The sequence below is a fragment of the Pantoea sp. E956-1 genome (assembly GCF_982223955.1).
Window position 1 is genome coordinate 60,101 of record NZ_CEUYZP010000008.1, and the last position, 20,894, is coordinate 80,994.

Genomic DNA, 20,894 nt, shown 5'->3' on the forward strand with positions numbered 1-20,894 from the left:
TCCCATTTTTACCCGAGTAGCTAATTTTTGCCGGAAAGTCCTGAAGCGTGATGAAGAGGAAGCCCCAGCAGAGGTTGAACCAGAGCGTCTGATGACCATCATCCCTCGTGAAAGCCATACCATCTCACGTAAAGACATCAGCGAAAATGCCCTCAAAGTGCTCTATCGCCTGAACAAAGCCGGTTATGAAGCCTATCTGGTAGGCGGTGGCGTGCGCGATTTGCTACTGGGGCAAAAACCCAAAGATTTCGACGTGACCACCAATGCCACGCCTGAGCAGATGCGTAAGCTGTTCCGCAACTGTCGCCTGGTTGGCCGTCGTTTCCGTCTGGCACACGTGATGTTTGGCCCGGAAGTGATCGAAGTCGCCACCTTCCGTGGACATCATCAGGCGGAAGAGCCGGAAGAGGATCGCAACAGTTCGCAGCGCGCCCAGAGCGGCATGCTGCTGCGCGACAACATCTTCGGCTCTATCGAAGATGATGCCCAGCGACGCGATCTCACCATTAACAGCCTCTACTACAGCGTGGCTGATTTCAGCGTGCGTGACTATGTCGGCGGCATCAGCGATCTCGAACAGGGCATCATTCGCCTGATTGGCGATCCGGAAACCCGCTACCGCGAAGATCCGGTCCGCATGCTGCGCGTCGCGCGTTTTGCCGCCAAACTCAATATGAGCATTGCGCCGGAAACCGCCGAGCCGATTCCACGCCTGGCCTCACTGTTGCGTGATATTCCGCCTGCTCGCCTGTTTGAAGAGTCGCTGAAGATGTTGCAGGCTGGCTACGGCTACAGCACGTATCACAAGCTGTGTGAATATCAGCTGTTCCAGCCGCTGTTCCCGACGCTGGCGCGCAACTTCACGGAAAACAGCGATAGCCACATGGAGAGAATGCTGGCGCAGGTGCTGAAAAACACCGATAACCGCATTCACAATGACATGCGCGTTAACCCGGCGTTCCTGTTTGCCGCGATGTTCTGGTATCCGCAGCTTGAAACGGCAGAACGCATTGCGCAGGAAAGTGGCCTGACCTACTTCGAAGCTTTTGCGATGGCGATGAACGATACGCTGGACGAAGCGTGCCGTGCGCTGGCAATTCCGAAACGTATTACGTCGCTCATCCGCGATATCTGGCTGCTGCAGTTACGCATGTCCCGCCGTCACGGTAAACGCGCCTGGAAACTGATGGAGCATCCGAAATTCCGTGCCGCTTACGATCTGCTGGCACTGCGTGCAGAAGTGGAAAATAACCCGGAACTGCTGCGCCTGAGCCAGTGGTGGGGTGAATTCCAGGTGGCTGCGCCGCCGCATCAGAAAAACATGCTTAATAACCTGGGTGACGATCCGGTGCCGCGTAATAAATCGCGTCGTCCGCGCCGCCGTCCTTCCGCGCCGCGTCGTGACAACCAGAACGTCTCATGACACGGGTTTACCTCGCGTTAGGCAGTAACCTGGCCGATCCGCTGCATCAGGTTGATGCAGCGCTGACCGCACTGGATGCGTTGCCGCAGACGCAACGCATCGCAACCTCGCCGTTCTACCGCACGCCGCCTTATGGCCCGCCCGATCAGCCCGATTTTCTCAATGCCGCCGTGGCGCTGGAGACCGATCTCAGTGCAGAAGCGCTGCTTGACCATACCCAGCGAATTGAGCGGGAGCATGGCCGGGTGCGCAAGGCAGAACGCTGGGGTCCGCGCACGCTGGATATCGATCTGATGCTGTTTGGCGAGGCGCAAATCAACACGGAGCGGTTGATTGTGCCGCACTATGATCTGCTGAATCGCGCGTTTATGCTGGTGCCTCTGCTGGCGATTGCGCCCGACGCCCGCCTGCCCGACGGTCGCGCACTCAGCACAATCCTGACGACTCTCGACAGCAGCAGCATCGTGCTGTGGCACGGCTGAACAGACAAACGCACATCTCTGATTCCGCTCTTTCACGCTATCCAGTAAACTGCGCCCATCAGAATTCCTGAGTTGAGAGCGCCATGAAACCCACCACGATTTCACATCTGCGTCAGGCGAAAGCCAGCGGTAAAAAATTCGCGACCCTGACCGCCTACGATTTCAGTTTTGCCCGCTTGTTTGCCGATGAAGGCATTCAGGTGCTGCTGGTTGGTGATTCTTTAGGGATGACGGTGCAGGGGCATGATTCCACGCTGCCGGTCACGGTCAGCGACATCGCTTATCACACTGCTGCCGTGCGCCGTGGTGCACCACAGGCCCTGCTGCTCGCCGACCTGCCGTTTATGAGTTATGCCACGCCACCGCAGACCTTTGACAACGCCGCGCAGCTGATGCGTGCCGGTGCTAACATGGTGAAGCTGGAAGGCGGCAGCTGGCTGGCTGAGACCGTGCAGATGCTGACCGAGCGGGCCGTTCCGGTGTGTGGTCATCTGGGCCTGACACCGCAGTCGGTCAATATCTTTGGCGGCTATAAAGTGCAGGGCCGGGATGAAGCCGGTGCAGAGCAGCTGCTGGCCGATGCGCTGACGCTGGAAGCCGCAGGCGCACAGCTGATGGTGCTGGAGTGTGTGCCGGTGTCGGTGGCGCAGCGGATTACCGACGCGCTCACCATCCCGGTGATCGGCATCGGTGCCGGTAACGTGACCGATGGTCAGATTCTGGTGATGCATGACGCGCTGGGCGTGACCGGCGGCCACATCCCTAAATTTGCCAAAAATTTCCTGGCGGAGACCGGCGATGTTCGCGCGGCGATTCGCCACTATATCGCCGAAGTCGAGGCCGGAACCTACCCGGCGACAGAGCACAGTTTCCAGTAATCCAGGAGAGTCACCGTGTTGATCATTGAAACGCTGCTGATGCTGCGCCAGGAAGTCCGTCGCTGGCGCCAGCAAGGTAAACGCATTGCGCTGGTGCCGACCATGGGCAACCTGCATGAAGGCCATCTGACGCTGGTGGATGAAGCACGGGCGCGCGGCGACATTGTGATTGTTTCGATCTTTGTCAATCCGATGCAGTTCGATCGCGCCGATGATTTAGCGCGCTACCCGCGCACGCTGCAGGAAGATTGTGAAAAACTGAATCGCCACCAGGTTGACGTGGTCTTCGCCCCCTCACCTGCTGAAGTTTATCCGCAGGGCGCGCAGAATCAGACCTTTGTTGAGGTGCCGGTGCTCTCTTCCCTGCTGGAAGGGGCCACGCGTCCTGGCCATTTTCGCGGAGTGGCTACTATCGTCAGCAAACTGTTTAATCTGGTACAGCCCGATATTGCCTGTTTTGGTGAAAAGGATTTTCAGCAGCTGGCTATCATTCGTAAGATGGTGGCCGATATGGGCTTCGACATTGAGATTGTTGGTGTGCCTACGGTGCGCGCTAAAGATGGTTTGGCGCTGAGTTCGCGCAACGGCTACCTGACGGCAGATGAGCGTAAGCTGGCACCGGCCCTGAGCCAGGTGATGCATCAGATGGCAACGCAGCTGGAGAATGGCGAGCGTCATATTGACGAGATCATTGAGGCAGCCGGTGAGACCCTGCTGGCGCAGGGATTGCGTCCTGATGGCCTGGCGATCTGTGATGCGGAAACGCTGCAACCACTGACGGTGGACAGCCAGCGCGCGGTGGTGCTGATGGCCGCGTGGCTGGGCAAGGCCCGCCTGATTGATAATCAAACCGTTGACCTGACGCAGTAAGTCTCTCGCGGCAGGTTATTTTATTTCTCTGATAAGGTTTCTGGCTATGATTCGCACAGTTCTGCAAGGCAAATTGCACCGCGTGAAGGTGACGCAGGCGGACCTCAATTATGAAGGTTCCTGCGCTATCGATCAGGACTTCCTGGATGCGTCTGGCATTTTGCAATATGAAGCGATCGATATTTATAACGTCACCAATGGTCAGCGCTTTTCCACCTACGCTATCGCGGCTGAGCGTGGCTCGAAAATTATCTCGGTCAACGGTGCAGCAGCCCGATGCGCCTGCGAAGGCGATATTTTAATTATCTGCTCTTATGTGCAGGTAGACGATGCCGAAGCGCGTCAGTGGCAGCCTAAGGTCGCTTATTTCGAAGGTGATAATCAAATGAAGCGTCTGGCGAAAGCGCTGCCAGTGCAGATCGCCTGATTAAAGCCTGTTTAAAAAAGGGCCACCCTTAAACGGGTGGCCCTTTTTATTTCTTCATCCGCAATTAAACCGGTTTGGTTGTCATCGGCTTCGATGACTTTTTCATCGTAAAGAGGAAATTAAACCAGCCGTGTTTTCTCATCAGGCATAATGTCCACGGCAACGCCAGCGCCACCAGAAACGCCGAAATAAACTTCAGGTCATTGACCCAGGCAGACGGGCTTTCAAACTTCACAATCTTACTGAAGAACTGAATCGCCAGATAATGCGACAGGTAGAAGACGATAGAATTGACGCCAATGTAGTAGACCAGTTCAGACTTCAGTTTCAGCGCAATCCAGACAAAGAACGGAACGGATAATAGTGCCAGCGGTGACAATAACGCCTGGGAATGACGATCCAGTACAAAGATATTCAGACAGGAGAGCAGCACAAAACTAATTACTGAGATAAACAGCGTCGGGCCATGCTGCACTTTCTCCGCGATATCCACCTGCTTCCTCACGACGTAATCGCCGAGATAGAAGAATACAAACAGATAAAGCGATTTATTGATGTGCGTATTGTCGAAGCTGGCAAACACGCCATCCGCCTCAATCGCCGGCAGCGCCCAGCTCAGCGTCATACAGATGGCAAACACCAGCAGGAACGGCAAGTGACGGGCAAAGATAATCACAATAAAGAAGAGAAACAACGAATGCAGGAACCAGGTCATATCACCGCCACCGGTCAGGTGGGAGAGAATAATATTCATCGGTGATTGCGGCGTATTTGCCATCGAGCTAAACAGGATTTTCAACCCGCCGTAGACTGCAACCCAGACCACAAATGGATAGAGAATACTGCGCACCTTGTTATTAAAAAAAGGACCCAGGCCTTTTCTTAAACCGGCATCGACAAATAAACCCGAAACAAAGAACATCAGTCCCAGCCTTACCGGTGCCAGCATCTCATTTAACAGGCCACTGAAGGCGGTAAAATGTCCGGCATTATTATGTACGGCAATAGTGCTGTGCAAAAAAATGATTGCGAGAATACTCAATCCCCGCAGATTATCGATCCACGTTATACGATTCATCTTTTCCTGCCTTTGATTAAAAACTGGCCCTGATTCGGATGCCATTTTTCTTATTAAGAAGACTCTTAGCCTACTCATTCGTCCCTGAGCAGAGGAATAACCTTATTCCGGCGCTATTCTGATAATTCATAATCAAATAAACAACAGCCAGACTTTAAGGCTATTCTTAAAAAAAATTTAACAGTTTAGAATCATTAAGATAGAAGCAACAGCCACATTATTATCAGATAAAGCTTAGGATTATTTTTTATCAGGAAGGATGAAAGTGAGGTTATTCGCCGCTGCGGTAACAAAACAAAAACGGTGGGGCAGGCATTAATGTGAACTTTAAGACCAGTGACTACTTTAATGATGGTTATTTTTTATTCACAAAAAAAAGCCACGCCCTTAACGCTGCGTGGCCCTTTTCGTTCAGTTTATCATCAGGTGCGTAATCCGCGCCCGCGCTGAATCAGCGAATAGACAAGCCAGTAGAACACCAGAATAAAGGCCACCAGTACCGAGAGCGTAAACACCAGCGGCACATCATTAATGCCCAGGAAGCCATAACGGAATCCACTAATCATATAAACGATTGGATTCAGTTTAGAGACCGCCTGCCAGATCGGCGGTAACAGGCTCAGCGAATAGAATACGCCGCCCAGATAAGTCAGTGGCGTCAGGACAAAGGTCGGGATCAGGCTGATATCATCAAAGGTGCGCGCAAAGACAGCGTTGAGCAGACCTGCCAGTGAAAACAGAATTGCGGTCAACAGCAGCGTGACCGCCACCATCGTCCAGGAATGCACGTGGAACGGCACAAAGAACAGCGAGATGGCCGTCACCAGAATACCCACGCAGACACCGCGCGCTACGCCGCCGCCAACATAACCGGCAATAATGATGTGAGTCGGCACCGGCGCGACCAGCAGCTCTTCAATGTTGCGCTGGAACTTGGCGCTGAAGAACGACGACGCCACGTTGGCATAGGCGTTAGTGATAACCGCCATCATAATCAATCCCGGCACGATGAACTGCATATAGCTGAAACCATGCATCTCACCGATGCGCGACCCAATCAGGTTGCCAAAGATGATGAAATAGAGCGTCATGGTGATCACCGGCGGCACCAGTGTCTGGATCCAGATGCGGGCGAAACGGTTAACCTCTTTGGCCCAGATGCTCTTCAGCGCCACCCAGTAGAGATGTGTCATGCTTTTGCTCCTGTTTTTCCCTGCGTCGTCAGACCCACAAACAGCTCTTCAAGACGGTTGGCTTTATTACGCATACTCAGCACCTGCACACCCTGCGCGCTAAGCTGACTGAAGACACTGTTGAGCCCCTGCTCACGCAGCACTTCCACTTCGAGCGTTGAGGTATCGGTCAGGCGGTACTGGAACCCTTCCAGCGTGGGCAGCGGACTACGCGGCGCCAGATCCAGAATAAAGGTTTCTGATTTGAGCTTGGAGAGCAGCCCTTTCATTGAGGTGTTCTCCACCAGCTCACCGCTCTGGATGATGCCGATGTTGCGGCACAGCATCTCCGCCTCTTCCAGATAGTGGGTAGTGAGAATAATGGTGGTGCCTTTGGCATTGAGATCTTTCAGGAACACCCACATTGAGCGTCGCAGTTCGATATCGACCCCGGCCGTCGGCTCATCCAGAATCAGCAGCTTAGGCTCATGCATCAGCGCGCGAGCAATCATCAGGCGGCGCTTCATCCCACCGGAAAGCATGCGCGCACGCTCAGCGCGTTTTCCCCACAGATCGAGCTGCTTCAGGTACTTCTCCGCCCGCTCATTGGCTTCACGACGCTCAACACCGTAGTAACCCGCCTGATTAACGACGATTTGCATCACCGTCTCAAACGGGTTGAAGTTAAACTCCTGCGGCACCAGGCCAAGCTGGCGTTTGGCATTGACCACATCTTTTTCAAGATCGTAGCCAAACACCCGCACGCTGCCCTCGGATTTGTTCACCAGCGAACTGATAATGCCGATGGTGGTCGATTTACCGGCACCGTTTGGCCCCAGCAGTGCATAAAAATCACCCGCTTCAACGTTAAGATCGATGCCCTTCAGCGCCTGAACGCCGCCGGGATAGGTCTTGGTCAGCCGGGAAAGTTCCAGTGCATAAGTCATTCTGCATCCATACCCTGTTTTGATGGCATTGCAATGCCGTTTAAATTTATCAGGCCCTGTCATATAGTACGCGCGCGCACTCTGCGCAGTAACCGGTCGCTCAACACCATGACAGACATCAATACCCTGATCAGAAACAACCGCGAATGGTCAAAATTACTGGTTGAAGAAGATCCCAGCTTTTTTGAGCGGCTCGCCCAGGCACAAAAACCGCGCTTCCTGTGGATTGGCTGTTCTGACAGCCGGGTTCCTGCCGAACGTCTGACCGGACTCGAACCCGGCGAACTCTTTGTTCACCGCAACGTGGCCAATCTGGTGATCCACACCGACCTGAACTGTCTGTCCGTGGTGCAGTACGCTATCGAAGTGCTGGAAGTGGAACACGTTATCGTCTGCGGCCATTACGGCTGCGGCGGCGTGCAGGCGGCGATGGATAACCCTGAACTGGGATTAATCGACAACTGGCTGCTGCACATCCGCGACCTCTGGTACAAGCATAGCGTGTTGCTGGGGGAACTCCCGCCGGATAAGCGCCTGGACAAACTGTGTGAAATCAACGTTATTGAACAAGTCTACAACCTGGGGCACTCGACCGTACTGCAATCGGCCTGGAAACGCGGTAAGGATGTCTCCCTGCACGGCTGGGTATACGGCATTCAGGACGGCTGTCTGCGTAACCTTGATGTGACAGCAGACAGCCGGGAGATCCTTGAACAGCGCTACCGTCACGGCATTGCTAATCTGCGGAAGAACGGCGAGGCCTGAGCCGATCGCAGCGTAAAGCGCGGCATAGCCTACACCAGGCAACAGGTGCAGGCCTTGGAAGAATGTGCGGTAGAGCGGGATCAGGATTCCAGCGGCACCACTTTGCCGATATAAGGCAGATGGCGATAGTGCTGAGCATAGTCGATACCAAAGCCCACCACGAACTCATCCGGAATCGCAAAGCCAACATATTCGACATTCACGTCGACTTCACGGCGCTCTGGCTTATCCAGCAGGGTACAGATCGCCAGGGATTTTGGCTGACGCAGCTGCAGAATCTCACGCACTTTGCTCAGGGTGTTGCCAGAGTCGATGATATCTTCGACGATCAGCACATCCTTGCCACGGATATCTTCATCCAGATCTTTCAGGATTTTCACATCACGCGTGCTGGACATACCGCTGCCGTAGCTGGAAGCCGTCATAAAGTCGACTTCATGCGGCACATCGATGGCGCGACAGAGATCAGCCATGAACATAAAAGAGCCGCGCAGCAGCCCCACCAGCACCATATCGCTGCCGCTGTCGCGGTAATGGTCGTTAATCTCTTTGCCCAGTTCAGCGATGCGCGTGGCGATTGCCTGTTCAGGGATCATCACTTCAACAGTGTGTTTCATTGCGTTCAGCCCGGTTACGTCAGAAAAGCCCCGGAGTCTATCACAGACGCAGCCGCGACGGCTGTGCACCGCCATAAGCAAACGATTACGTCGCGAAAATTATTACCCGCCGCCTGTGGGTAACTGAATTGCGCATTACCTTAGAACATTCTGGCATTTACCAGCATGATTCGCTGCATGGTAGCCTTTATCCAACAGATCGTTACCCTACTCGCGCCGCCGGCCGGAGATCACAATGACTTCATCTTCAAGCAAAAAAACGCATATCGGCGACAGGCCGCTGCACCCTGAAACGCAGATGCTGAACTATGGCTATGATCCCCGCCTCTCTGAGGGTGCGGTGAAGCCGCCGGTCTTTCTGACCTCGACCTTTGTCTTTGACAGCGCCGAAGAGGGACGGGATTTCTTTGATTATGTCTCTGGCCGGCGTGAGCCGCCGGAAGGCAAATCGGGTGGGCTGGTCTATTCGCGCTTTAACCACCCTAACAGCGAAATTGTGGAAGATCGGCTGGCGGTCTATGAGCAGGCGGAGAGCTGTTCGCTCTTCTCTTCCGGCATGGCCGCCATCTCCACTGCCCTGCTGACGTTTGCCCGTCCGGGCGAGGTGATCCTGCATTCCCAGCCGCTGTATGGCGGCACCGAAACCCTGCTCAGTAAGACGCTGCACAATCTGGATATCAAAGCGGTGGGTTTCAGCGACGGCAATGATGAAGTCAAAGTGCGTGAAGCCGCTCAGCAGGCGATGGCCCAAGGCCGGGTAGCGGTGATCCTGATTGAAACGCCCGCGAATCCTACCAACAGCCTGGTTAATATCCGTCTGATGGCGCGTATCGCTGATGAGATCGACCAGCAGCAGGGTTCACGACCGATTATCGCCTGTGACAACACGCTGCTCGGCCCGCTGTTCCAGCAGCCGCTGACGCTGGGCGCTGATCTCTCACTGTACTCGCTGACCAAGTATGTTGGCGGTCACTCTGACCTGATTGCAGGCGCAGCGATGGGCAGTAAAGCGCTGATGGCGAAAGTACGCGCCCTGCGTAGCGCAATCGGCACGCAGCTGGATCCGCACTCAAGCTGGATGCTCAGCCGCTCGCTGGAAACCTTGTCGCTACGCATGGAAAAAGCCTGGCAGAATGCGGAAGCGGTCGCGGCGTTTCTGCGCGATCACCCGAAAGTAGCGAAGCTGCACTGGCTGCCCTATCTGGATGCAGAAAGTGCCGAAGGGAAAACTTATCGCGAGCAGTGCAGCGGGGCCGGTTCGACCTTCTCATTTGATATCGTCGGCGATCAGCCCGCTGCGTTCCGTTTTCTTAATGCGCTGTCGCTGTTTAAGCAGGCGGTAAGCCTGGGCGGGACGGAGTCGCTGGCCAGCCATCCTGGCAGCACCACCCACTCCGGCGTACCGCAGGCAGTGCGTCAGCGTATTGGTATCACTGACGCCACGGTGCGGCTGTCGATTGGCATCGAGAACGCCGGTGATCTGATTGAAGATGTGAAGCTGGCGCTGGATCAGGCGTGATCAGCTTACGGTAAAGCCCAGCATCATGCCGGTGTCTTCATGCTCCAGCAGATGGCAGTGCGCCATGTAAGCGTGTTCTGCGGCGGCGACATAGTTGAAGCGTACCAGCACTTCACTGCGCCAGCCGTCGACATTCACCATATCTTTCCAGCCCTGCCGATGCGGGGCTGGCGGTTTGCCGTTCTCTGAAAGAATACGGAACTGCGTACCGTGAATGTGGAACGGGTGCAACATCGCGTCGCCTTCACCTGAAATCGTCCACTTCTCATAATCACCCAGCTTCACCGCAAACGACGGCTTCGTCATATCAAAGGCCTGGCCATTGATCTTATTGCCGTTGCGGAAATCGTAACCGGCGGGCGGCGTATTGCCATGCATGCTGTGATCCATCGGTGGCATCAGCTCTGCCGTCGTTTTCTCCGGCGTCTGCGGCATCGTGTGATGACCGCCCTTGCCCATCGCTTTCTCGCCGTAGCGCTGCATCAGCGCCTGCATGCCCAGCTGGTCCAGCTGCGGATCCATCATCAGCTGCAGCCAGCGTGTCGTCAGGCCGTCGGTTGAGGACAGCGCTGGCAGCGTCGCCAGCTGGTCCGGCAGCGTGGCGCTGGCCATCACCCGCAGCGGCAGGATCTGCACCAGGGGCAGCGGCTGGTCAAACGGCGGCAGCGTCATGCCCATCTGCTCTGTCGGCAGCGTCACCAGATCGAAGCTCTTACCGTCAGAGGTATCGATCATCACCTCAAAACGCTCGCCCGGCAGGATCGGCAGCGAGTCGAGCTTTACCGGCTCGGCCAGCAGGCCACCATCGCTGGCGATCACGTAGAGAGGACGTTTATCACTGGCGGCGACATGCAGCGAACGGGCATTACAGCCGTTGAGCAGACGCAGACGCAGCCAGCCGCGCGGCACCGCATGCTGCGGATAGTGCACGCCGTTGGTCAGCATCATGTCGCCAAACCAGCCCACCGCGGCGCGCATCACGTCGAGCTGATAATCAATGTGACTGCCATCTTTGGTCAGCTGCTTATCCTGAAAAATCAGCGGCACATCATCCACACCCCACTGCGAGGGCAAACGCAGCGTTCCGCTCTCTTTATCTTCCAGCAGGATCAGCCCCGCCAGCCCCTGAGCTACCTGATGCCCGGTTTTGCCATGCAGATGCGGGTGATACCAGCAGGTCGCGGCGGGTTGATCGGGCGTAAAAGAGACCTGACGCGAGCCGCCAGGCGCAATCACCGCCTGCGGGCCGCCATCCACTGCGCCGGGGATTTCCAGCCCGTGCCAGTGCAGGGTGGTCGCTTCGCTGAGCCGGTTATGGATGTTCACCGTCACCGGTTTACCACTCTGCATCTTCAGCACCGGCCCCAGCAGGCTGCCGTTATAGCCCCAGGTCGGCACCGCTTTGCCGTTCCACTGGGTGGTACCCTGCATCGCGGTGAGGCTGTAGCTGCCCCTTGCATCGGGTTCCAGCAGAGACGGAATCGGCAGCAGCGGACGGGTGGCTGCCATCAGCGAACGGCTCCAGAGCGGTAAGGCTCCGGCTGCACTCAGTGCGGTAGTGAGTTTCAGGAAATGGCGACGTTGCATGGTGATCATCCTTGTGGCATCAGAGCGCACAGCCTAAACCCTGACCTTATAGGAAGGTCAAGTCTTACCCGTGCGAATCTGACGAAAAAAAGGCGGTGCAGCGGCCCACAGCGGCAAATTAATCGAAAACCTGAGAGCAACTGTGCTAACGTCATAAGCAATATCCATTGAAGAGAACGACTATGAAGCAAAGTATCAGGATCCTGCTGCTGACGGGACTCCTTGGCTTCTCCTCCACCAGTTTTGCCCTGAGCGAATCCGAAGCGGAAGATCTGGCCGATCTCACGGCGGTTTTCGTTTATCTGAAAAATGATTGTGGCTATCAGGATTTACCGGACGCGCAGATTCGCAAAGCGCTGGTCTTTTTTGCTCAGCAGAACCGCTGGGATTTAAGCAACTACAGCAATTACAACATGAAAGCGCTGGGTGAAGATAGCTATCGCGATCTCAGCGGCATCGCCATCACCAACGACAAAAAGTGCAAGTCACTGGCCCGCGATTCGCTGAGCCTGCTGGCCTACGTCAGGTAACGATTCTTCCCTCTGCAGCCGGACATTGACCGTGCAACCACGGTCAGTGTTAGCTATCATATGCCGCCCATCTTCATGGCGATGTCATCAGAGGAGAGCACCATGGCCCACAATGAAACGTGGTATGAAACCCTTCATGCCGGTTTTGGCCAGTATTTCACGGTCGATAAAGAGTTGTACCGTGAGAAGACTGCGCATCAGGATTTAATCATTTTCGAAAATGCCGCGATGGGCCGCGTAATGGCGCTGGACGGCGTCGTTCAGACCACCGAACGCGACGAATTTATCTACCATGAAATGATGACCCACGTTCCGCTGCTGGCGCACGGCGCGGCGAAGAGCGTTCTGATCATTGGCGGCGGTGACGGCGCCATGCTGCGTGAAGTGTCACGTCATCCCGGGATCGAAAAGATTACCATGGTGGAGATCGATGCGGGCGTGGTGACCTTTTGCCGCCAGTATCTGCCGAACCACAGCGCGGGCGCCTATGACGATCCGCGCTTTACGCTGGTAATTGATGACGGGGTGAACTTCGTTAATCAGACGCAGGAAAAGTTTGATGTCATCATCTCCGACTGCACCGATCCGATTGGTCCGGGCGAGAGTCTGTTTACCTCGGAATTTTATGCCGGGTGCAAAGCGGCCCTTAATGAAAATGGCATCTTTGTGGCGCAGAATGGCGTCTGCTTCCTGCAGCAGGATGAGGCCGTTAACAGCCATCGCAAGCTGGGGCATTACTTTGCGGACGTCAGTTTCTATCAGGCGGCGATTCCGACCTACTACGGCGGCATTATGACCTTTGCCTGGGCGAGTGATAATCCGGCGCTGCGCCAGCTCGACACCGCGACCTTAACGGCGCGTTTCGAGGCCGCTGGCCTGACCTGCCGTTATTACACGCCAGCAATCCATACCGGCAGCTTTGCCCTGCCGCAATATCTGTTGAATGCGTTATCTGCCGCGTGCTGATAGTGCATTTCTAAGGGGGTGAACGAAATTGCAAAAGCTAAAACTACATGGCTTCAACAACCTGACGAAAAGCCTGAGTTTTTGTATTTACGATATTTGCTATGCGAATACTGAAGCTGAACGCGATGGTTACATCGCCTACATTGACGAACAATATAACGCTAACCGTCTGACGGAAATCCTGACTGAGACCTGCTCCATTATCGGGGCTAACGTGCTCAATATTGCGCGCCAGGATTATGAACCGCAGGGGGCCAGCGTCACGATTCTGGTCAGCGAAGAGCCGATCGATCCGAAAGATATCGATAACTCAGAGCACCCCGGTCCGCTGCCCAACTCGGTGGTGGCCCATCTCGATAAAAGTCATATCTGCGTGCACACCTATCCGGAGAGCCATCCGGCAGGCGGCCTGTGCACCTTCCGTGCAGACATTGAAGTCTCAACCTGTGGCGTCATTTCGCCGCTGAAAGCGCTGAACTATCTGATCCATCAGCTGGAGTCCGATATTGTCACCGTCGATTACCGGGTGCGCGGTTTTACCCGTGACGTGAAAGGGATGAAGCACTTCATCGATCACGAGATCAATTCGATTCAGAACTTCATGTCTGAAGATATGAAAGCGATGTATGACATGGTGGATGTGAATGTCTATCAGGAAAACATCTTCCATACCAAGATGTTGCTGAAAGAGTTCGACCTTAAGCACTACCTGTTTAATACCCGCCCGGAAGATCTCACTCCGCATGAGCACAAGCGCATTACCGATCTGCTCTGGAAAGAGATGCGCGAGATCTACTACGGCAGAAATATCCCCTCAGTGGGCCTGAAGACCCTCTGATTATCAGGCGCGCAGCGTTATAGCCCATAACCTGCGCGTCTCTTCCCCTTTGTTCCCCCTGCTTTTTCATCACGGCAACCGCCGGAATTCCCTGATCGCCAGCAATAATGTCCCTGTTCCGGCGTGCTACTTTCAGTGCTGAACGCGTATTTCTTCATCCACAACAGGCAAAAAAAATGGCAAGAATTAACATCATTGATTTCGATGCCGTCCCGGACGCCACCTCACTTTCCACTCAGGCGATACAGCGCGCGATCGACAGCGCAGCCGAGGGCGACACGGTGCTGATCCCGGCAGGCTGCTTTCTGACTGGCGCGCTGTTTTTGAAAAGTGAGATGACGCTGGAGCTGGCAAAGAATGCCGTGTTGCTCGGCAGCCAGCGACTGGAGGATTATCCTGACCTTGATACCCGCGTGGCGGGGATTGATATGGCCTGGCCCGCAGCAATGCTTAACATCAATCAGTGTCGCAACGTCACCGTCTGCGGCAGCGGCACCCTCGACGGCCAGGGCGCGGTCTGGTGGCATAAGTTCTGGGGCGACGATGAAAACAGCGGGATGCTGGCAGACTATACCCGCCGCGGCCTGCGCTGGGTGGTGGATTACGACTGCAAGCGTCCGCGTAATCTGGTGGTTTATCAGAGCGAATGCGTGACGCTACAGGACTTTACCTCACAGGATTCCGGTTTCTGGAACCTGCACGTCTGCTATTCGCAACAGGTCAGTCTGCAGCGCCTCAGAGTGATAAACGCCACCGGCCCCAGCACTGACGGCATTGATATCGACTCCAGTCAGTTAGTTCGCGTTGAGGGCTGTACAGTCTCCTGCAATGACGACAATATCTGCGTGAAATCGGGGCGCGGCGCAGAAGCGCAACAGCTGGCCAGAACCGCGCGCGATATTATTATTCGCGATTGCACGTTGCTGAAAGGTTCGGGCATCACCCTGGGCAGCGAAACCTCTGGCGGTATCGAAAATGTCATCATCGAACATAACCGTTTCTCCGGCACCGGCGTCGGCTTCCGCATCAAGTCAGCCCGCAATCGCGGCGGCTGGATTAAAAACATCATTGTTCGCCATCTGATGATGGAAGATGTCGGCTATCCGTTTATGCTGCAGCTGAACTGGTTCCCGCAATACAGCTACAGCGAGCAGCCTGCCGACACAGAACAGCCGCCGCACTGGCGTAAGCTGGCGGCTGGCGTCGCGGGCGATGCCGGGCTGACGAGAGTAGAGAATATCCGCATCAGCCATATCAGCAGCAGACTGACTCAGCCCGCGGCCTTTTCCCGCGCCTTTTTTATTGAAGGCACGCCGGAAAACCCAATTGAGCAGCTGAGTTTCAGCGATATTACGCTGCAGGCGCAGGAGTTTGGCAAAATAGCGGGCGTAAATAATCTGAGGTTTGAACGGGTTTCGGTGGACGCACCCGCGATTACGCGCGAAGAGAATGATACCTACGCACGATAACGGCACGCGTTAACGGCGAGCGTTAAAGATAAACGCGCGGTGCTGTTCGCGTCCTGCTGATCAGGTCAGAGCAACACGGCGCGTACTGTTCAGGCGGAGGTCAGCGCCAGCATAATCCCGCGCTCGCGCAGCGTGCGGCAGACAGCCTCATCTAACCGGCTGTCGGTCACCACATCGGTCAGGTCGTCCACCGGAGAAGCGCAGAATAGCGACCAGGAGCCATATTTACTGCTGTCCGCCAGCAAGACCCGACGAGCCGCATTGGCCAGAAGATCGTGTTTCAGCCCCGCTTTCTCCTCAGTCGGCGTGGTAATGCCGCGCTCAAGGCTCCAGGAGTTACAGCTGACAAAGGCGATATCGGGATTGATGCTGCGCAGCAGCCGCCGTCCATGGTCGCCCACACAGGACTGACTGGAGTCGTCGATACGTCCGCCAATAATCGTCACTTCGATCTGCTTAAACTCAGACAAAAACAGTGCAATGTGCAGATCGGCAGTGATGACCCGCAGCGGCAGATGCGTGAGCTGCCGCGCCAGCTCCAGCATGGTAGTGCCCGCATCCAGCACCACCGCATCGCCCGCCCGGACAAAGCTGGCGGCACATTCTGCAATCGCCTGCTTCTCGGCCAGGTTACGCTGCATCTTCTCCAGCGTGGTCGGCTGGGCAGGAATAAAACGATTCAGGGTAACGCCGCCATGACTGCGGCTGATCACGCCCTCTTTATCCAGCTTGATCAAATCACGGCGAATCGTGGCGGGTGAGGCGGAAATCGCACTGACCAGTTGCTCAACAGTCACCAGATTATGGCTTTTCAGGTAATCCATAATCTGGTCAAGACGGCTCTGTCCCTTCATATATCCCTATGCGAGCTGCATCGCGAGTTTAATAGAGATCGCCATGCTGTCAGACTTCGCTTTACCTGTCCAGGCGATATCAAATGCGGTGCCATGGTCAGCAGAGGTGCGGATAAACGGCAGGCCTGCGGTGATGTTGACGCCATCATAAAAGCCCAGCAGTTTAAGCGGGATGTGCCCCTGATCGTGGTACATCGCCACCACCATGTCATAGCGTCCATCCTGGCACTGCAGGAACACTGTGTCCGGCGGACAAGGCCCGGAAACATCAATCCCCTGCGCTTTCATCGCCTCAATAGCGGGTGCCACGGTGGTGATCTCCTCATCACCAAACAGGCCGTTCTCACCAGCGTGTGGATTAACACCCGCCACGGCGATACGCGGGGCGCTGTAACCGACACGACGCAGGAAAGTGTCCGCCATACCAATCACGGTTTTGATGCGCGTCTGGTTCAGCGTATCGAGGAACTTACGCAGCGCAATGTGGGTCGTGACATGAATCACTTTCAGCTTATCGGTGTAGAGGACCATGGCGTAATCTTTGGTCCCGGTAAGATGCGCCAGCAGTTCAGTGTGACCAGGATAGAGATGGCCCGCCGCATGCAGCGCCTCTTTGTTCAGCGGCGCGGTGGCGATGGCATGCACGTCGCCCGCCAGTGCCAGCTCTGTAGCACGCTTCACGCAACGCCACGCCAGATCTCCCGCCTCTTTCTGCACCACGCCAGGTTTCAGCGCGTCGGGATCGGCCAGGGGCTCATCGATTACGTTGATGATGCCGGGCGCAAACCGCGCATCCTGCACCCGGTCCAGCACCCGCAGCTCGGCCTGTGGCGTAATGTTCATTGCCATAATGCGGCGCAGCGTACTGGCACAGCCAATCACCACCGCAGGGATACCATTCAGCTCACCTTCAGAAAGTGACTTAATGATGATTTCCGGGCTGATGCCCGCCGGATCGCCCATGGTGATCGCAATAATTTTACTCACTCGACTTCTCCTCAATAAAACCAATGGCTGCTACCAGGGTATTTTCATCACCAAAGCCACCCGCTTTGGTCATCACCGGCAGAGTAAATTCACTGTTAAGCAGAACCCCGTGCGGCACACAGCCCGCCACCAGACCCTGAATTTTAAAGCCGCTGGCCCCCAGTGCCCGGGCGACAGCAATCGCCACGTCGCCTCCCGACAGATAGAGCGCATGCGGCAGCTGTATCCGGCACAGGCTGTGAGTCATTTCGCCCAGCAACTGACTGATCGCCTCACCCAGCTGCTGGCGCGTCACGCTGTGCTGCTGGCTGAGATACTCGATCTCGTGACGCTGGGATTCATGCTGGCAGGTGCGGAGCACCGTATGGCGACCGGCACGCAGTGCGCTTTCAGCCTGAACGATCCAGCGATCCCGGTCGGGCCAGGCGGGCTGCTGAAACAGCTGACGGATATCGACATCCACTATCTCAACTGCCCGCTGGTTAAGCAGCGTGGCGATCTGCTGCTGCGCGCTGCTGCTCATCGATCCTACTACTGCCAGCACGGGCCGCGACGGGCGAACAGAGAGCACTGCGCCCAGCGCATCGCTTAATCCGGCGGCCCCCACCAGCAGCGGCTTCTCTGCCAGCCGCGCCGCAGCGGTTATCAGCCGCGCCAGATCGGCCTCATTTTCAGCATCCACCACCACGACGCCGTGCGCCGCCGCTAACACCGCATCAAGTCGCTCGCTGCGCAGCGTCGGGAGATCGATCTCCGTGCCGTCGATCTGCATCTGATCGAGTGCGCGGGCGCTGAGGATCGGGGTTTTCGGGTCGCTGGCAAATTCGGTGTCTGTCAGTACATGCTGATTGACCCACACTTTACCCTCGCGTGTGGTGCGGCCCAGTCGTGGCACGGCTGGCGCAACCAGCGCCAGCCTTTTGCCGCTGGCGTGCAGCGCAGCCGCGGTTTCAGCACCGACGTTGCCGCGCAGCGTGGAGTCGATCTTTTTAAACAGCCAGCCCTGCTGAAGCAGTGGAGCAAAGTGCTGTACCACCTGAGTGACGCGCTCTGCAGCCTGGCTGGCGCTGATTGCCCGGCTGTCGGTGCTGATGACCAGCACATCCGCAGCGTCGTCTGGCAACTGTGCCTCAGTGCCAAACAGCACATGTACACGGGCACCAGCCTGTGCCAGTCCGCTACCCGCATCGTTAGCACCGGTAAAGTCATCGGCGATGACCAGCACCGGGGTTTTCCATAATGATGAGCCCATCCTCACTCCTGTCAGGCGATTACTGCTGCATTCGATTATATTCAATCATGATTGATTATATGTGAGCAAGTTCAAATTAATCGAAATCGATATGCCTTATAAAATTAGCCACAGAGAGTGACTGACTTCGCATTGCGCTGAGCAAGATTAATCATCTGCTCAGACAGGACAGAAATAAGGGTATGAAATGAACATTAACAGCACGGTGATTAGCGGTTATCAGGCGTTAAACGACATGCGTTATCTGCTGAAGGGGATATCGACAGCAGTCGTGGTCACTGACCGGAATATTGAGGCTATTCCGGCAGTGCAGGCGCTGATGGGTCAACTTCGGGATCAGATTCCGGGTATCAGCGTGGTCAACAGCGTCCCGCCTGAACCAAGCCAGCATGATGTGGCAGCGATTATCGCGACGCTCTCCCGGCGTCCGGTCGATATGGTGATTGGTATCGGCGGCGGCAGCGTGCTGGATGTGGCGAAGCTGCTCTCAGTGCTGTGCATCGACGCCGCGCCTTCGCTGGACGCCCTGCTGGCAGGCGACAAACCGCAGCGCCGTACCCGTTCAATACTGATCCCCACCACCGCAGGCACGGGATCTGAAGCGACACCCAATGCGATCCTGGCGATCCCGGAGAAAGAGACCAAAGTCGGCATTATTTCACCGGTGATGCTGCCCGATGTGGTGGCGCTGGTGCCGGAACTGACCACCAGCATGCCGGCCCACATCGCCTCTTCAACCGGTATTGACGCCCTCTGCCATCTGATTGAGTGCTTTACCGCCAATGTCGCCAACCCGGTCAGCGACAACTATGCGCTGATTGGGATGAAGAAACTGTTCGCTAATCTCGAAACCACCCTGCGCGAGCCAGAAAACTTGCAGGCACGACTGGAGATGCTCTGGGCCTCTTATTATGGCGGTGCATCGATTGCCCATGCCGGGACACATCTGGTGCATGCCCTCTCTTACCCGCTCGGCGGCAGATATCATCTGCCACACGGCGTTGCGAACGCCATCCTGCTGGCTCCCTGCATGCGCTTTGTCCGTCCGGCGGCAGTGAGCAAATTCGCTCAGGCCTATGATCTGCTGCCCGACGCCAACATCCGTTTAAGCGATGAAGCGAAATCACACGCGCTGGTCGACTACTTCACCGCGCTGGTAGCGCGGCTGCAGCTGCCTGCCAGCCTGGAAGCCCTGGGCATCAGCCCGGATCACCTGCCCTGGTTAGTGGAAGCCGCGCTCGACGTCCAGCGTCTGATGAACAACGTGCCGATGGCGGTCACCGCCGACGATGTGCGCGCCGTCTACCTGACGCTTTTCCCTTCCTGCCAGGCGTAATGAGGATTGTCATGAATAAGAAAATAAACGGCGTACTGACCGCCATCGTCACTACTTTTGACCGGGAAGGTGCCTTTGATCCGGAGAGGCAGCGCGAACAGGTCAGACGCCAGATCAACGCCGGTAACGGCATCTTCTGCGGCGGGACCAACGGCGAATTCTTTGTGCTGAATGAGCAGGAGAAGATCGCGGTTACCACCACCTGCGTCGATGAAGTTAACGGCCGGGCGCCAGTGGTGGCGCACATCGGGGAGATTTCGACCCGTGAAACTATCCGGCTCGGTAAACAGATTGCCCGCCTTGGCGTAGATGCTGTCTCCGCGATCACGCCGTGGTTTGTTCCGCTTAAACAGCAGGAGCTGATCGACCACTATCAGCGCGTGGCTGACGCGCTTACGGTGCCGCTGTTCCTCTACAACATCCCGGCGCGTACCGGCAATACTTTGCAGCCAGAGACCGTTCGTACGCTGGCCGCGCACCCGAACATCATCGGCATTAAAGATTCAGCAGGCAGCTATGAAAGCCTGAGCGGCTTTCTGCAGGCTACCGCCGACTGTGAGGACTTTGATGTGCTGAACGGCCCGGATTCGCTAATCCACCAGGGTTTCGTGGATGGCTGCTCTGCCTCAATTTCCGGGCTGGCAAACGTGGCGCCGGAGGCGATTAACGCCATCTGGACGCGCTTCCATGCGGGCGATATTGCCGGTTCGCATCAGGCACAGGAGAACGTCACCGGCCTGCGCACCGCGCTTTACAGCATCGGTTTCTCACCGGCCGCCGTGAAAAAAGCGGTCAGCCTGCAGGGCTTTGAGGTGGGTGAAAGCCGCTATGCGGTGCAGTTCAGCGCCGAAGAGCAGCAGCAGATCCGTCAAATCGTGAACCACTACCTGCAATAAC

General features: G+C 56.1%; 21 protein-coding genes. 13 read left to right on the top strand and 8 right to left on the bottom strand.

What is annotated here, in order from left to right:
• Positions 1-4 precede the first annotated feature (4 nt).
• The 5 genes from pcnB (at position 5) to panD (ending at position 4,080) form a co-directional block, all read left to right on the top strand.
• The gene (gene pcnB, locus AC0T7J_RS18070; protein WP_473795757.1) at positions 5-1,423 is read left to right on the top strand and encodes a polynucleotide adenylyltransferase PcnB; all 1,419 of its coding nucleotides are present in this window, start codon (positions 5-7) and stop codon (positions 1,421-1,423) included.
• Positions 1,420-1,905 (top strand): 2-amino-4-hydroxy-6-hydroxymethyldihydropteridine diphosphokinase, encoded by a 486-nt coding sequence (folK, locus tag AC0T7J_RS18075; protein ID WP_473795655.1) that lies wholly within the window; start codon positions 1,420-1,422, stop codon positions 1,903-1,905. The genes pcnB and folK overlap by 4 nt, the downstream gene beginning before the upstream one ends.
• Positions 1,906-1,988: 83 nt before the next feature.
• Positions 1,989-2,783, top strand: a complete 795-nt coding sequence (gene panB / locus AC0T7J_RS18080) for a 3-methyl-2-oxobutanoate hydroxymethyltransferase (RefSeq protein WP_473795656.1) — start codon at positions 1,989-1,991, stop codon at positions 2,781-2,783.
• 15 nt (positions 2,784-2,798) lie between these two features.
• Positions 2,799-3,653 (top strand): pantoate--beta-alanine ligase, encoded by an 855-nt coding sequence (panC, locus tag AC0T7J_RS18085; RefSeq protein ID WP_473795657.1) that lies wholly within the window; start codon positions 2,799-2,801, stop codon positions 3,651-3,653.
• A 46-nt stretch (positions 3,654-3,699) separates the two neighbouring features.
• Positions 3,700-4,080, top strand: coding sequence for an aspartate 1-decarboxylase (gene panD / locus AC0T7J_RS18090; RefSeq protein WP_010254022.1), 381 nt, complete (start codon positions 3,700-3,702; stop codon positions 4,078-4,080).
• A gap of 64 nt (positions 4,081-4,144) precedes the next feature.
• On the opposite strand, the gene AC0T7J_RS18095 is transcribed toward panD, so the two are convergent.
• The 3 genes from AC0T7J_RS18095 to AC0T7J_RS18105 form a co-directional block, all read right to left on the bottom strand.
• On the bottom strand, positions 4,145-5,158 hold the full coding sequence (locus AC0T7J_RS18095) for an acyltransferase family protein (RefSeq protein WP_473795658.1): 1,014 nt from the start codon (positions 5,156-5,158) through the stop codon (positions 4,145-4,147).
• Between the two features lie 422 nt (positions 5,159-5,580).
• On the bottom strand, positions 5,581-6,351 hold the full coding sequence (locus tag AC0T7J_RS18100) for an ABC transporter permease (RefSeq protein ID WP_473795659.1): 771 nt from the start codon (positions 6,349-6,351) through the stop codon (positions 5,581-5,583).
• A complete protein-coding gene (locus AC0T7J_RS18105) occupies positions 6,348-7,277 on the bottom strand; it encodes an ABC transporter ATP-binding protein (RefSeq protein WP_010254017.1) in 930 nt (309 codons plus the stop codon). The genes AC0T7J_RS18100 and AC0T7J_RS18105 overlap by 4 nt, the downstream gene beginning before the upstream one ends.
• A gap of 108 nt (positions 7,278-7,385) precedes the next feature.
• Here AC0T7J_RS18105 and can point away from each other — a divergent pair, with 108 nt between their 5' ends.
• A complete protein-coding gene (can, locus tag AC0T7J_RS18110) occupies positions 7,386-8,042 on the top strand; it encodes a carbonate dehydratase (RefSeq protein ID WP_208002414.1) in 657 nt (218 codons plus the stop codon).
• A gap of 80 nt (positions 8,043-8,122) precedes the next feature.
• On the opposite strand, the gene hpt is transcribed toward can, so the two are convergent.
• Positions 8,123-8,659, bottom strand: a complete 537-nt coding sequence (gene hpt, locus AC0T7J_RS18115; protein WP_086905220.1) for a hypoxanthine phosphoribosyltransferase — start codon at positions 8,657-8,659, stop codon at positions 8,123-8,125.
• Between the two features lie 235 nt (positions 8,660-8,894).
• Here hpt and AC0T7J_RS18120 point away from each other — a divergent pair, with 235 nt between their 5' ends.
• A complete protein-coding gene (locus tag AC0T7J_RS18120) occupies positions 8,895-10,178 on the top strand; it encodes a cystathionine gamma-synthase family protein (protein WP_022625436.1) in 1,284 nt (427 codons plus the stop codon).
• On the opposite strand, the gene cueO is transcribed toward AC0T7J_RS18120, so the two are convergent.
• Positions 10,179-11,765, bottom strand: coding sequence for a multicopper oxidase CueO (gene cueO / locus AC0T7J_RS18125; protein ID WP_473795660.1), 1,587 nt, complete (start codon positions 11,763-11,765; stop codon positions 10,179-10,181). It lies immediately after the preceding gene.
• Positions 11,766-11,947: 182 nt separating this feature from the next.
• Here cueO and AC0T7J_RS18130 point away from each other — a divergent pair, with 182 nt between their 5' ends.
• The 4 genes from AC0T7J_RS18130 to AC0T7J_RS18145 all read left to right on the top strand — a co-directional run bounded on the left by AC0T7J_RS18130 (position 11,948) and on the right by AC0T7J_RS18145 (position 15,568).
• Positions 11,948-12,295, top strand: a complete 348-nt coding sequence (locus AC0T7J_RS18130) for a YacC family pilotin-like protein (protein WP_003854673.1) — start codon at positions 11,948-11,950, stop codon at positions 12,293-12,295.
• Between the two features lie 102 nt (positions 12,296-12,397).
• The gene (speE, locus tag AC0T7J_RS18135; RefSeq protein ID WP_346444093.1) at positions 12,398-13,261 is read left to right on the top strand and encodes a polyamine aminopropyltransferase; all 864 of its coding nucleotides are present in this window, start codon (positions 12,398-12,400) and stop codon (positions 13,259-13,261) included.
• 28 nt (positions 13,262-13,289) lie between these two features.
• Complete coding sequence (gene speD, locus AC0T7J_RS18140; protein WP_473795661.1) at positions 13,290-14,099, top strand: adenosylmethionine decarboxylase; 810 nt, start codon at positions 13,290-13,292, stop codon at positions 14,097-14,099.
• A 176-nt stretch (positions 14,100-14,275) separates the two neighbouring features.
• On the top strand, positions 14,276-15,568 hold the full coding sequence (locus tag AC0T7J_RS18145; protein ID WP_473795662.1) for a glycoside hydrolase family 28 protein: 1,293 nt from the start codon (positions 14,276-14,278) through the stop codon (positions 15,566-15,568).
• Between the two features lie 89 nt (positions 15,569-15,657).
• Here the strand turns inward: AC0T7J_RS18145 and AC0T7J_RS18150 are convergent, their stop codons facing one another.
• From AC0T7J_RS18150 to dtnK, 3 genes are read right to left on the bottom strand one after another with little or no spacing between them, the layout of a single operon-like run.
• Positions 15,658-16,422: a DeoR/GlpR family DNA-binding transcription regulator gene (locus tag AC0T7J_RS18150; RefSeq protein ID WP_473795663.1), complete on the bottom strand. Its 765-nt coding sequence runs from the start codon at positions 16,420-16,422 to the stop codon at positions 15,658-15,660.
• A gap of 6 nt (positions 16,423-16,428) precedes the next feature.
• Positions 16,429-17,409, bottom strand: coding sequence for a D-threonate 4-phosphate dehydrogenase (locus AC0T7J_RS18155; protein ID WP_473795664.1), 981 nt, complete (start codon positions 17,407-17,409; stop codon positions 16,429-16,431).
• Positions 17,402-18,661 (bottom strand): D-threonate kinase, encoded by a 1,260-nt coding sequence (dtnK, locus tag AC0T7J_RS18160; protein WP_473795665.1) that lies wholly within the window; start codon positions 18,659-18,661, stop codon positions 17,402-17,404. Before dtnK ends, AC0T7J_RS18155 begins: the two co-directional genes overlap by 8 nt.
• Positions 18,662-18,848: 187 nt before the next feature.
• On the opposite strand from dtnK, the gene AC0T7J_RS18165 reads away from it, so the two are divergent.
• Together AC0T7J_RS18165 and AC0T7J_RS18170 are read left to right on the top strand one after the other, a co-directional pair.
• Positions 18,849-19,997: an iron-containing alcohol dehydrogenase gene (locus AC0T7J_RS18165; protein WP_473795666.1), complete on the top strand. Its 1,149-nt coding sequence runs from the start codon at positions 18,849-18,851 to the stop codon at positions 19,995-19,997.
• Positions 19,998-20,008: 11 nt separating this feature from the next.
• Positions 20,009-20,893 carry a dihydrodipicolinate synthase family protein gene (locus AC0T7J_RS18170; RefSeq protein WP_473795667.1) on the top strand — a complete coding sequence of 295 codons (885 nt, stop codon included), beginning with the start codon at positions 20,009-20,011 and terminating at the stop codon, positions 20,891-20,893.
• The last annotated feature ends 1 nt before the right edge of the window (position 20,894 follow it).